We start from the raw sequence: 13,085 nt of genomic DNA, 5'->3' as shown, positions 1-13,085 counted from the left end.
TCTGAATCTTGATCCATATAGACAAAATCCGGATCGGTCTCCTAAGAAACCGCCGGAATTAGAGTCTACTGTGAAGTAGAAATGAAAATATTTAATTATTGTCCAGCTACAGATTTTTCAAGTGCTTTTAAATTATCTGTATTGCCTTGATCACTTTCGCCCCAGCCTTTTACATATTCATTCAGATCGGCTGTTGTTACTTTTTTATCTTTCGGTAGATCATCACGCTGTACATAGACAGGTTCCAATTCTACTTTTTCATCTTTGGTATTGCCATCGAATCTTTGGTACAAATAACGAACTTGTACACGTCCGATAGTGGTTGGATCAACAGCAGCAGAAGCGATCCACGGACTATTTTTATCTTGAATCAATGTCAAATCTTCATCACTTAGATCGATACCATACACTTTGATCTCATCACGTCCAGCTTGCTTGATCGCATTGGTTGCTCCTTTAGCAAATTCATCCCATGCTGCCCAGACGGCTGTAATATCGCCTTTGTTTGGATATTGTTTTAAAATAGCTTCCATCTGAGTCTGTGCATCAAGTTGGGCATTATCGGCTGTACCAAAAGCAGCGATTTCTTTAATGTCTGGATATTTCGCTTGAAAAGCTTTGTATGAAATTTGACGAGATTCCATCGGAGGGAAGCCAGCTACCCAGATTTTGACGATATTGCCTTTACCATTTGCATCTTTTGCCAGTTGATCTAATGTTAACTCTGCCATTTTTTGATCATTTTGAGCCAGGTTAGTAACACCTTGCACACCATCCAAAGCAGAATCAAAAGCAACGATAGGAATATTTGCTTGAACAGCTTTTTGCACACCCATTGTTAACGCTCCTGCATCACCATGATCTAACAAAATTCCGTCAAATTCACCTTGATTGACCGCTGCATCTAAAGCAGATGCCATTTTGCTAAGATCATTATCTGCTGTAATAACCGTGACTGTACCGCCATATTTCGCTACTTGATCTTTTACACCATCTACATATTGAGCAGAAAAGGTACCATTGTTCAAACGCATAATTAAAGCAATATTTTTACCTTTGAGTGGCTGATCTGTAGATGAACCTGTAGAAGCCGCATCATTACTAGCTGCACCATTGCCGCAAGCACTTAAAGCGAGTACCAGAACTACCATTAATGTAAGCAAGCTAGCAATCTTTGAACTTTTTCTCATTTTCTTTTCCCCCTGTACATAATCGCTTTAAAGCTTTCAAGTAATTACTAATGTTAAAATTTAATATAGAAGCTAAAACCAAGTATGTCAATGGGTTTTATTTAATTTGCTGATTTTTGTCGAAAAAAAGTAATGTTCATTTCCAAATGATGATAGTACATGCAAAACAATACAGATCGTACAAACTCAATCAAAGGTTAAGTAATACCCAATTATACTTGTATGTTGTAAGTTCTAAAATCGCCAAAAAGCCCTTTAAAATATGGAAGGGCTTTGAGAGATATGAATAAGCAATGAAGTGAATATTTGCTATAGACGCAATACGAATAATGATATATCAAAAGTCTGCGATAAGAATAAATATTAATCCTAAAAAAGTATAAAAATGGATATCAAGCAGTAACCTGAAGGGTAATACATAAGTAATTAAAACGTTAACTGTTGCAATGATTGTCTGAACATACTTGTCTCAACATTCTTATATAGAAAGGAGGTGAAAGCTCCTATGAAATATCGAGTGTTAGCTTTATTGATTGCTTTGTTTTTGTATTATTTTACCCATCATGATATTGCTCATGCAGATGGAGAAGTGTCTACTTCAGAACCAACTTCGTCTCAGACATCATCTACTGCTAATGATTCTCCCAAAGCAACACCAAGTCTAGTCGGTAATATAGTTAACAAAACAACAAGTTCAGTTACAGATGTAGTCAAAGACACCGTTAAAGGTACAACAGAAACTGTCGACAAAACAGTAGATAATGTAGCAAACACAGTAAAAGATACAACAACTCAAGTATCTACAACTGTAGATCAAGTGACCACAGACGTAGATCAGGTTGTCAAAGACGCTGTAGATCTCCCTGCTCATGTCATTACAGAGGTAGACAAAGCAGCCAATGGACAATCTTCGGACGTACTGGGTAGTGTAACTTCTTCTGTAGATCAAACAGTAAATAATGTAACAGGAACAGTGCAAAATGCAGTTGGAAATACAACCAATACCGTAACAGGTGTTATTGACTCTACTGTTCAAACTGCTAGTGATGCTGTAACTTCTGTTGTAGATACAACGACAACAGTTATACCTGATGTAGTACCTGCTGTTCCAGATGTACCGGTGATCCATCTTCCGCCGATTGTACCGCAGCTTCCAGTAGAAGTTACACCTACTCCGGTACCGGATGATGTGACAGCACCGATTCCATCTAAGAACACTAACTCAACTACCCATCCTAAGAAAAATAGTACTCAAGGTAACCCGGCAACGCTACCATCTTCTCAACCGGTTCAACCTGCTGTCCCGTCGGTTCACAAAGCAACTGAGTCCCCATCAACAGAGGCAGTACAATCTTCAACGATTCATGAGTCTAACGATAAAGATCCGCAAGGTTTTATTCCATCGATTCAAAAAGGAACAACATTAAATATTCCTATTGTTCCACAACCAGTCCAACCAAAAGTAAAATCGCAGTATCCTGCATCCAATATAACTGCTGTTTCATTGGATGATGCTGTATCTACTGTATCGGATCTATCAGATACAGATGTTGTTACAACTCCAACAACAGTTCAACCTCAATCAGATAGTATTCCTACTCTTTCAGGTGAACAAGGTACACAACCTGTTTCTTCAACAGCAGCTATCTGGCTGGATATTAAAGGTATTCAAGGATTAATCGTAGCCGGTTCTTCAAACGTAATCGAATCGTCTAATAGTAATACTTCTAATTCGCAAAATGTATTTGTTAATAATCGTTTGGCTAATTGGAAGCATTATCGTATTCATCTATTAACGTATCGTGCTCAATCTGAGCATGGCAGTAATCAATGGACACATGCACCACCAGGACAACCACCGCAAGAAGCTCCCTATTTTATTTGAAAAAATAAAAAATTAAAGGGAGCGATTAACAATGAAATGGTCAATAAAAACAATGGTAGCGACAGGTTGTCTAGCAGCGGTATTGGGATGGTCACAAGGAACAGTATCAGCAGATTCAACAAATGATGCATTGCTAAATATTAATCTTCCTTCTGAAGAATCTTTATCAAGTACTGCGGAATCGAATGCAGTCATTAGTATTCAGACAGAAGATACAATACTGGGTGATGAATTAAATGTTGATATTTTGCCAGAAGACAATAAAAATACGACAACTGATCAACAGCATCATCAAGCTGTAGTCGATGTGACAGGAACAGATACCCTCGTAGCAGACGACTTACATGTCGGTGTATTGGATCAACATAACCAATCCACTAACAACAATACCAATGACCATGACGCAGTAGTAGAAATCAGCGGAACAGATACAGTTGTAGGAGACGACCTGCATGTAGGAGTGTTAGATAACAACAATTCGTCTACAAACACTACAGATACTAACCATGAAGCTGTAGTGGAAGTGAGTGGAACGGATACGATTGTAGGCGATGACGTACACGTAGGCGTGTTGGACAATAGTAATTCGTCTACAGACACTACCGATAGCAACCATGAAGCAGTAGTGGAAGTGAGTGGAACTGACACTATTATCGGAGACGACTTACACGTAGGTGTGTTGGACAATAGTAATTCGTCTACAGACACTACCGATAGCAACCACGAAGCAGTAGTGGAAGTAAGTGGAACCGATACTATTATCGGAGACGACCTACATGTAGGCGTGTTGGACAATAACCATTCTTCCACAGACACTACCGATAGCAACCACGAAGCTGTAGTGGAAGTGAGTGGAACCGACACTATTATCGGAGACGACTTACACGTAGGAGTGTTAGACAACAACAATTCGTCTACAAACACTACAGATAGTAACCACGAAGCAGTAGTGGAAGTAAGTGGAACCGACACTATTATCGGAGACGACCTACATGTAGGCGTATTAGACAACAACAACTCGTCCACCGATACTACCACTAATCATCAACAAGCTGTTGTAGAAGTAGCAACTACTGATCTGATTGTAGATGCGATTGATCTTGCTATTTTAGAAAATAGCAGTCAGCAAAATGCAGAAGGTCAGACAGACCATTCTTCTCTTATTTCTGTAGGGGTACTGGATAATGTATTACCTGGTATCGATCTAGCTGTATTAGAAAATGAGACATTTACACCGACACCAAATACAGAAGATCCAGACAATACTAATCCTGATAACAGTACACCGACAATTCCACAGCAACCAGATAACAATAATGGTAATGGAACAGAAGGTAACACTGGAAATAATGGGAATAACGGAAATGGCAATAATAGCAATGATGATGGTACAACAGGTGGAAATAATAACAACGGTTCTAATGCTAACAATAATACAGGCAATACCAGTAACAATTCTAATGGAAATACTAGCAATACTACCGACACTTCTAGTACAAATAATGGCATCTCATCTACAAGTAATGGTAGTAGTCTAGCAGTTGATTTATCCAGTGACACTACAACATCTAATCCTACGTCTACGCCAACTGAAGCTGGATCGTCTACGGTAACAACTGCTTCTACTACTGATCCTGTGCCAGCAACGATTGACGATATGGACGCAACAGCGTTGCCATCTGATATTATCAACGCGCATCAACCAGATAGTGTAATTACAGCTTCTGCTGATGTGCCACAATGGGTATCGTTATCTACAGATCAATCTTCACAGCCAGCACGCGGAATAGTTACTGCCGCTACTGTCAATGCTAATCATGCAGATACCACAACTGATATGTCTACACCTTCCTTATCTGTTTTGCCAAAAACAGGAGAATGGGCAGACTCGAAAGTGCTTTACACATTGGGTAGCTTGATGGTGATACTTGGATGGATCGTTCGTCGTCGTTCTTTACGCTTTAATGGTCAAGGACGGTGAGTAGCAATGTCCTCATTTGTAGCTAGATGTGGAACGTTATTATTATTGCTAGGTATAGCGACGATTGGCTATACACTGTATTCCAACTGGCACACGAATCAAGTACAAGCTTCGCTCAAGCAGACTTTTGCTACAGGATTGGATCAAGCTACAGAAGTTGAAACAAAGATACAATCTGTTGCAAGCAAAAGTAGCACAAATAAACAAATGTCTACGATAAGTCAAAAGGTAAATGGCCTGAATGTACAGGGAATTCTCACTATTCCTAAGTTGAATCTGGAAATAGCTATTGTAGAGGGTGCTAATCCAGAACAATTGCAATCTGCTCTTGGGCATATTAGTGGTGGCGGAGAAGCAGGTCAATTGAATAGTAATTATGCTATTGCAGGTCATCGGTCTAGTCGATATGGTAAGTTTTTTAATCGTCTGCATGAATTGAACAAGCAAGATTATTTTCAGTTACAGACGTCCACTGGTAAATATGCTTATCAGGTCTACACTATTCAGATTGTAGAGCCGGATCAAGTAGAAGTACTACAACCTGAATCAGGCCAATCGATTGTGACGCTGATTACGTGCTATCCTGATCATTCCAGTCAATACCGTCTTATCGTCAAAGGAAAGATCGTATCACAATCAACATAATCTGTGGCACAGATAGAGAAAATAGGCTTGGAGAGGTAAGATGATAAAATAGACCAAGGCTTTCTTCGAGTAATATGACGAAGAAAGCCTTTTTTATTATGTTATGTATAGATATATCCCATTTTATAATATGTTCGAACAGAGAATTGAAACTTTCTGATTAGTTTACCGTAATACTAGAGCAAGACACTAAAAGTGTCTGTAGATATTGGTTTGTTATAGAAAAGGGAGAGATGGATTGTGAAATGGAATCGATTTTTTTCGTTACAACAATGGTCGCATGTATTTAAAAGACTGCCAAGCTTGTTAACCTCCCGGGAATTACCTCTAGGAGAAAAATTATTGTTTCTTATACCGGTGTTAGCGTATTGGGTATTGCCTGATGTAATGCCATTTATGCCTATAGATGATATTGGAGTTACTTTGTTGATGATGAACTGGTTTGTAAGTCGGGCTGAACGCAAAACAGCCTTTGTTTACGAGCAAAAGAAAGTTCGCTAAGTAAAGTATTTAAATTACCAATAGCAATATAATTCACTGTGCAACGTCCAATTTTATATTAGAATAAAAGCAAGAGCGCTTGAGGTTCTAAGCGCTCTTAGTCTTGCGTATTATGCAGTAGAGCTATACAATAGTATAGGTTAAAGTTACGGAATAAGTATCTAAACCGATCATGAATTTGGACGTAAAAGAAACCCAAAAAAGAAGTATTGGGTTCATTTCTTTTTCAAAAAAGAATATAATGATTGGATATTCCAAATATGGTTCCTGCATACAGCAGGCTAGTCGATGAAGAGGAGCTGATCTTATGAAAGTCAAAATTACACGTAATGCAGCGAAAGTGATTCAAGCTGAATTGGATAAACCCGAAAATGAAGGTCTAAAATTGCGCGTATTTATTACGAATTCTCATGGTGATCATGTTCATTATGGTATGGATTTGGGTCAACCAGAAGGTGCAGAAGAATTAGTAAGCACAGATAAAGAAATTGATGTAGCTGTTGATCCGAATGAATCGTGGTTAGATGGGATCAAAATTGATTATTTATATTTGCCAGAAGAAGGTTTTGTCATTACTAACCCTTCTAAAGGCAATCATGGCGATCACTAAGACCGCTACAGAAGGGAAAGTATAATGGCTAACGATATTCGCGTATGTGATAAATGTAATCATGTTCGCTTGAAAACGATGATTCCAAAGTTGGAAAAAATGGCTCCTGATGCTGAAATTAAAATAGGATGTAAATCTTACTGCGGTCCTTGTGGCAAACGTGCTTTTGTCTATATCAATGGACGTTATGTCAGTGCACCAACAGAAGATGAAGTTCTAGAAAAAGCATCTAAATTCATTAAAAAACCATCTGTGCAAGCGTAAGAACAGGTATAACCAAGCAATACACTATATAAGAACAGATTGATCAGATCGGTATGCGGTTATGGAGCGATATATTCGTTTTATCGCATAGCCGTATAACATCACCAAAAAGCCTTTGTAGATCCCACATTAACGTGATGATCCACAAAGGCTTTTTTGATATTTATACATATAAATGAAAACGAATGATGTACACTCATCAATTGAAAATGAATTATTTGGCAGTAGTCTTTGCTTTATGAAATTGACGAATCAGATCGTAGGTGATGAGTTCATCCGATATATTCAGTCGTTTTTGCGCTTCATCGTAACTTGAACGAGCCTGTTCTACATCAGTTACTTCACGTGTTTTCATATCATAAGCAGTACCATTTTCAAATATCCCATCTGCTGAAGGAATATAGAATACTTTGCCATCGGTAAATGCACCGGTACGTAAAACGACAAGTTTATCTTCTTTCTGATTGAACATATCGTTACCCATCAGATAATAAGGACTTGCTTGAATACCAAGTAAATGCAAAATCGAAGGGGTCATATCTAACTGTCCGGCAGGTTCATCATAAGTACCTGCATGACCATCATCAGGTAAATGAACAAGCATAGGCACTTGATTCATCAATTGTTCCATATCTAGATCGGATAAAGAATGACCTAGAAATTCTTCCATCGGTTCTTTTTCTTTTAATGAATTATCATGATCTCCATAGAACATAAGAATTGTTTGATCCCATAATCCATTATCTTTCATTTCTTGTTCCATTTCACCTAGAGCGGCATCGACATAATGAAGCGATTGAATATAATCACCGAATGTGGTTCCGCTTAGATCGCCCATATCTAATTCTTGAACAGAAGCAGGCAAGCTAAAAGGATGATGGCTTGATAAAGTAATCAAAAAAGAGTAAAACGGTTGCTTGAGTTCGACCATTTTATCAAGCGATTGACGGAAAAATGATTTGTCGCCAAGTGACCAGCCCAGTGGCTCATCGATGGTGTAATCGGGTTTACTGTAAAAGGTATCATAGCCCATATTTTCATACATGATTGAACGATTCCAAAAGCTACTTTCATAAGCATGGAATACATTAGTACTGTAATCTTTGCTTTTGAGTATCTTAGGTAGCGTATCGAATTCATGATCAGGATAACGGATAAATACCGAACCTGTTGGCAATGGATGAAGAGAAGCATTAGAAGCCATATCTGCATCAGATGTACGACCTTGACCGGTCTGATGATAATACTGACTAAAATACATACTTTTTTTCATTAAGCGATTGATATTCGGTGTGATTTCTTGTCCGTTGTAGCTTTTGCCAATTACAAAGTTCATAAAGGCTTCACCTTGAACAACGATTACATTTTTACCTTTGTAAGCGCCGAATAGATCATCATCACCAGCTTTGGATCGGGTGGCTTGTTTGGCATCAAACCATTGTTTGACTTCATCTGTTTTGTCTGTCGACAATTGATCTTGAGGACCAAAATGATCCTCAGCATACCGATAAGCATCATATCCATGAAAAGCAAGTAGCCCTGTTACATTGTAAAGAGACATATTCCACCAGTTCCCTACAAACAGTCCTGTTGCCCATGTAGATGTAGCAAATTTGATCGGCCCTACTGTCAATACCAGACCAAGAACAAACACGATCATTCCTTGTAGCAACCGTTTAGAAAAGCGTTTCGTCCAACGATCATTATCCATAGAGGAATACGAACGATTCGATGAATAAGAACGTTGAGTACGTCTACCGATGCGACGCACAAGTAAAAATAACCCTACAATTAACAGTACAATCCAATCTGCAAACATCCATATATCTTCTACATAGATCAATTCCCAGATGCTATCTCCAAGCGAGTCTACTTGACCGGCTTGTAACAATACAGGAATCGTTATGAAATCTTGAAAATAACGGAAATATACCAGATCTGAAAAAATTAAAAAAGTTAATAATACATCTAAAACGATCAAAGCAATTATCCGTCCACGCGGTGGCAAAAAGATCGTCCAAAAAGAGGCAAGCATAATAGAACCCACAGCCGTAACAACATCAAGTGGGTTCATATCAATATTTTGCAAATGCAAATGACTATGCAAAATGATTAATTTAACCAGCATAAGAATTATAAAAATTATATAATCTATTCGACTAAACGACACCAGCCACTTCAGGCGATCAAGCCAACTGCCACGCTCTGAACGAGAAGTTAAGTATGGCAAAGCCAGACCTCCTTACTTTTAAAAAACGAATCTGATTTGTATAACAGGTTTGTTATGCTTCTACTTTCGGTTGACGCGGAGGCAAAGGTCCAAGATATTGAAGGAATTGACATTCAATCCGTCCATTGTATAGCTTGCGACGTTTGTCTGCTTTACGACCAAAATATTGTTCAAATTGACGCGTCGGGCTGATCGCAAATACAGACCAATCCGGTAAATAGATGGTGGCACGCCCTAGATCACGAATCATTTTTTCGACTTCTTTTACTTCACTTAAACGCTCACCATAAGGAGGGTTCGTGATAATACAGCCGAATTTTCCTTGAGGTTGAACACGAGATACAGGCATGACTTTAAATTCGATTTCGTTACCAAGCCCCGCACTTTTCGCACAAGCTTGAGCGATTTCGATTGCTTCTGGATCAATATCACTGCCGACTAATTGTAAAGGCACATCGTCTTTGACAGCATCATACGCTTCGTCACGCGCTTGTTCCCACAGTTCATCAGGAATAATCGACCAACCTTCAGAAGGGAATGAACGACGAAGTCCGGGAGCAATATTCCAACCAATCATTGCCGCTTCGATCAGCAATGTACCTGAACCGCAGAACGGATCATAAAGCGGGCGATGAGGGCCCCAGCGACTAAGTAGCACAAGTGCAGCCGCTAATGTTTCTTTAAGTGGCGCTTCAGTTGCATGTTTACGATAGCCCCGTTTGTGAAGAGAAGGGCCTGTAGTATCTAAAGTAAGCAAAGCGATATCATCGTATAAAGAGACATCTAGCTTATACAATGCTCCATCTTCAGGGAACCATTCAGTGTTGTACGTTAATTTAAGCTTTTCAACAACTGCTTTTTTAACAATACCCTGACTCGCAGGAACACTGCTTAATTGAGATTTTTGTGAACGACCGGATACAGGAAATTCACCATCAGCAGGGATAAATTGATCCCACGGTAACGCTTTGGTACCTTCAAATAACTCATCAAAAGTAGTGGCTTTAAACTCGCCCATTTTGATCAATACACGATCAGCGGTACGCAACCAGTAATTACAACGGCAAATATCAGCAAAATCACCACTGAACGTTACACGTCCATTTTCAGTTTGCGTATCATGATAACCGAGTAATTTTAATTCTCTTGCAACTACAGCTTCAAGTCCCATCGGACAAGTCGCTATTAACTTCAATTCTTTCATTTTACAATGTCAACTCCATTTAAACTTGTAGGGTAGTTCCGAAAACCATACAATCTAGTATAGGTGAATGAGGCTATACTTACAAACGTTTCTATGCCAATATAAATAAAATAAACAGGCATCATTTGAGGGCATATCGCTATTTTAAAAAGGATATTGCGCTTATATACGTGATTGTATAGGATAAGGTACTCCGCACATATTGATTTTAATTTCTATTGTAACAGGTTAACGCCATGTAAAACCAAACAAAAATGATCAACAGACTATAAAGTTTTAAATTATGATCATCATATCCAAAGGAGAAATAAAGATAATGACAGAACAATCACTGCACAATGCTGAACAATATATGGACGAATTGCTTCAAGAAGATCCATTATTAATTCAAATTAAACAAACGATTCGCGAAAAAGGAATGCCTGAAGTATCTGTAGCGCCGGGATATGGTCGACTGTTAACCATGCTAGTGCAGTTAACGCGTGCAGAACAAGTGCTTGAGATCGGAGCGCTTGGTGGCTACAGCGGTGTCTGTCTGGGTAGAGGATTACCGTCTACAGGTCATATTACTTCATTAGAGCTACAAGCGGATTATGCAGAGCTTGCCAGACAACATATGACACTTGCAGGTTTTGGAGAGCAAGTGGAATATCGTATCGGTGAAGCGATTCATAGTTTGGAGCAATTGAAGCAAGAAGGAAAACAGTTTGACTTCTTTTTTATCGACGCAGATAAAGGAAATTATTTGAACTATTTAGAATATGCAATAACATTGGCTCGTCCTGGTGCGATTATTGCAGGTGATAATCTGTTGTTGCGTGGACGTACACTGAATCCGGACAAAAATGGCCCTGCTGTACAAGCGGTACGCGAATTTAATCGCCGTATGGTGACTGATCCTAGACTTACCGGAACGCTGTTGCCTGCTTACGATGGATTAGCGCTGGCAATGGTCAAATAGAATAAAGTGAACAGTTACATCTAGATGAAAGAACCATCTGATTTCTTCCTGCTATCTTATCGAAGAGATCGGATGGTTCTTTGTGTATTCTATCAATCATCAATTCCCGAAGTAGTATCATTTTTTAGTATAGTTGTCTTGCTTAGAAGGCATTGCGCTTGATGGATTGTGTTTCAGTGCACCTGGCTTCACGTACAATTTGGTGCGCACCCATACCATATTTAATAATAGTAAGACCCCTGCCATAATAAAGAGCCCTTCAATCCCGATAAAGCCTGCTAGTACACCGCCCATAACGGCTCCTGTCATATTACCAAGTGCTGTTGTACTGCTGTTAAATCCAAATGCTCGACTTTCCATACCATCCGGTGTGTAATAACGAATTAATGAGTTGACGCTAGGCAGTAGACCACCCATACAGATTCCCATCATAAAGCGTACAATAATCAATTGTTCTACACTTTGGACAAAAGCTTGCGGAATCAGCATCAATCCTGCTCCTATTAATGAGAAGGTGAGCACGCGATGAGCTCCGTACTTATCACTGACTTTGCCCAGAATTGGAGCCATGAGCATATTCGATAATCCGGTAACGGCACTGACAAGCCCTGCCCAGAAAGCGACATTTTCGGCTGTACCATGTAATTTCTGTACATATAGAGGCATCAGTGTCATCGGACTGATCATCGCAAATTGTAGCAATAAAGTCACTGTGAATAATGCAGGTAATTGCGGAGTCAAGCTAAGTTCACGGAATCCAGATAATACCGATACTTTAGGCATTTTAGACGCAGCTAGACGGTCGAATTTTTCACGTACAAGGAATAGCGCTAACAAGGTCGCTATAAAAATACATGTTCCTGTAATATAAAAAATCGAACGGAATCCAACAGTATCAGCCATAATTCCACCAATCAACGGGCCAAGAATACTACCAGCGACTGTTCCTGATTGACTGATTCCCATTGCAAAGCCCATTTTTTCTTTAGGTGTACTGCTAGAGATCAAAGATATCGAAGCTGGATTAAAGCCGGATATCGTTCCGTTCAATAACCGCAGTACCAGCAGATGCCAGGGTTGAGTAGCAAAGCCCATCGCTGTAAATACAATCGCCATTCCGAATCCAGAGCGAAGCAGCATAACTTTGCGTCCATATTGATCTGATAATTTGCCCCATAACGGTTGGAACAAAAATGAAGTCACAAAGTTGGCAGCAAAAATAACCCCGGACCAGATTGCTACCCGGTGTTCACCTTGCACGCCAATATCTTGTGACAAATACAGCGCTATAAAAGGAATGATCATTGTAGTTCCGGCATTAACCAGAAATTGACCAAACCATAACACGATCAGATTTACTTTCCATGCTTGCATAATGTTTCACTTCCTTAAAAAAGTCCATTCATATAGTATACCATAATTGATCAGACTTTTTAGAGGTGAAAGCAAGATATTTTGCTATGTCAAAATCATTTTTGGTTAAGTAGGATAGTAGCACTTATTGGGCTAAGCGCTGAATTCATCGGATTGTCATGGGATGTTCATGGTTGGGGAGTTGTTCCACCACTTAAAAAAGGGCATAATTAATAGGTGAGGTTATAGACAGGAAAGATA

Annotated in this window: 11 protein-coding genes; 7 read left to right on the top strand and 4 right to left on the bottom strand. The window is 39.2% G+C overall.

Translation table 11 applies throughout. The features are described 5' to 3' along the window. Positions 1-95: 95 nt before the first annotated feature. Positions 96-1,190: a sugar ABC transporter substrate-binding protein gene (locus tag ACFSGI_RS14310; protein ID WP_204824773.1), complete on the bottom strand. Its 1,095-nt coding sequence runs from the start codon at positions 1,188-1,190 to the stop codon at positions 96-98. Between the two features lie 505 nt (positions 1,191-1,695). On the opposite strand from ACFSGI_RS14310, the gene ACFSGI_RS14305 reads away from it, so the two are divergent. The 6 genes from ACFSGI_RS14305 to ACFSGI_RS14280 all read left to right on the top strand — a co-directional run bounded on the left by ACFSGI_RS14305 (position 1,696) and on the right by ACFSGI_RS14280 (position 7,076). Further along, on the top strand, positions 1,696-3,075 hold the full coding sequence (locus ACFSGI_RS14305; RefSeq protein ID WP_204824772.1) for a methyl-accepting chemotaxis protein: 1,380 nt from the start codon (positions 1,696-1,698) through the stop codon (positions 3,073-3,075). A 31-nt stretch (positions 3,076-3,106) separates the two neighbouring features. Then, positions 3,107-5,056 (top strand): hypothetical protein, encoded by a 1,950-nt coding sequence (locus ACFSGI_RS14300; protein WP_204824771.1) that lies wholly within the window; start codon positions 3,107-3,109, stop codon positions 5,054-5,056. 6 nt (positions 5,057-5,062) lie between these two features. Further along, entirely contained in the window at positions 5,063-5,701 is a 639-nt protein-coding gene (locus tag ACFSGI_RS14295) for a class D sortase (RefSeq protein ID WP_204824770.1), read from the top strand. 240 nt (positions 5,702-5,941) lie between these two features. Beyond that, positions 5,942-6,202, top strand: coding sequence for a hypothetical protein (locus ACFSGI_RS14290; RefSeq protein ID WP_204824769.1), 261 nt, complete (start codon positions 5,942-5,944; stop codon positions 6,200-6,202). Between the two features lie 307 nt (positions 6,203-6,509). After that, positions 6,510-6,812, top strand: a complete 303-nt coding sequence (locus tag ACFSGI_RS14285; RefSeq protein WP_069327047.1) for a heme biosynthesis protein HemY — start codon at positions 6,510-6,512, stop codon at positions 6,810-6,812. A gap of 24 nt (positions 6,813-6,836) precedes the next feature. After that, positions 6,837-7,076 carry a YuzB family protein gene (locus tag ACFSGI_RS14280; protein ID WP_204824768.1) on the top strand — a complete coding sequence of 80 codons (240 nt, stop codon included), beginning with the start codon at positions 6,837-6,839 and terminating at the stop codon, positions 7,074-7,076. Between the two features lie 214 nt (positions 7,077-7,290). On the opposite strand, the gene ACFSGI_RS14275 is transcribed toward ACFSGI_RS14280, so the two are convergent. Together ACFSGI_RS14275 and ACFSGI_RS14270 are read right to left on the bottom strand one after the other, a co-directional pair. Further along, positions 7,291-9,306 (bottom strand): LTA synthase family protein, encoded by a 2,016-nt coding sequence (locus tag ACFSGI_RS14275; RefSeq protein WP_379283488.1) that lies wholly within the window; start codon positions 9,304-9,306, stop codon positions 7,291-7,293. A 52-nt stretch (positions 9,307-9,358) separates the two neighbouring features. Continuing rightward, entirely contained in the window at positions 9,359-10,510 is a 1,152-nt protein-coding gene (locus tag ACFSGI_RS14270) for a THUMP domain-containing class I SAM-dependent RNA methyltransferase (protein ID WP_204824767.1), read from the bottom strand. 316 nt (positions 10,511-10,826) lie between these two features. Between ACFSGI_RS14270 and ACFSGI_RS14265 the strand changes: the two genes are divergently transcribed. Further along, positions 10,827-11,471 carry an O-methyltransferase gene (locus ACFSGI_RS14265; protein ID WP_204824766.1) on the top strand — a complete coding sequence of 215 codons (645 nt, stop codon included), beginning with the start codon at positions 10,827-10,829 and terminating at the stop codon, positions 11,469-11,471. Positions 11,472-11,588: 117 nt separating this feature from the next. Here the strand turns inward: ACFSGI_RS14265 and ACFSGI_RS14260 are convergent, their stop codons facing one another. Further along, positions 11,589-12,845, bottom strand: a complete 1,257-nt coding sequence (locus ACFSGI_RS14260) for an MFS transporter (protein WP_204824765.1) — start codon at positions 12,843-12,845, stop codon at positions 11,589-11,591. Between the last annotated feature and the right edge of the window lie 240 nt (positions 12,846-13,085).

Source organism: Paenibacillus nicotianae, from assembly GCF_042681745.1.
GTDB lineage: Bacteria > Bacillota > Bacilli > Paenibacillales > Paenibacillaceae > Saccharibacillus > Saccharibacillus nicotianae.
This window is presented reverse-complemented; position numbering and strand designations above follow the sequence as displayed.

What these genes read in the sequence shown, in the direction of transcription:
- ACFSGI_RS14295 (WP_204824770.1), top strand. Translation starts at nt 5,063, where the DNA reads ATGTCCTCATTTGTAGCTAGATGTGGAACGTTATTATTATTGCTAGGT.
- ACFSGI_RS14305 (WP_204824772.1), top strand. Translation starts at nt 1,696, where the DNA reads ATGAAATATCGAGTGTTAGCTTTATTGATTGCTTTGTTTTTGTATTAT.
- ACFSGI_RS14300 (WP_204824771.1), top strand. Translation starts at nt 3,107, where the DNA reads ATGAAATGGTCAATAAAAACAATGGTAGCGACAGGTTGTCTAGCAGCG.
- ACFSGI_RS14280 (WP_204824768.1), top strand. Translation starts at nt 6,837, where the DNA reads ATGGCTAACGATATTCGCGTATGTGATAAATGTAATCATGTTCGCTTG.
- ACFSGI_RS14310 (WP_204824773.1), bottom strand. Translation starts at nt 1,190, where the DNA reads ATGAGAAAAAGTTCAAAGATTGCTAGCTTGCTTACATTAATGGTAGTT.
- ACFSGI_RS14270 (WP_204824767.1), bottom strand. Translation starts at nt 10,510, where the DNA reads ATGAAAGAATTGAAGTTAATAGCGACTTGTCCGATGGGACTTGAAGCT.
- ACFSGI_RS14285 (WP_069327047.1), top strand. Translation starts at nt 6,510, where the DNA reads ATGAAAGTCAAAATTACACGTAATGCAGCGAAAGTGATTCAAGCTGAA.
- ACFSGI_RS14265 (WP_204824766.1), top strand. Translation starts at nt 10,827, where the DNA reads ATGACAGAACAATCACTGCACAATGCTGAACAATATATGGACGAATTG.
- ACFSGI_RS14260 (WP_204824765.1), bottom strand. Translation starts at nt 12,845, where the DNA reads ATGCAAGCATGGAAAGTAAATCTGATCGTGTTATGGTTTGGTCAATTT.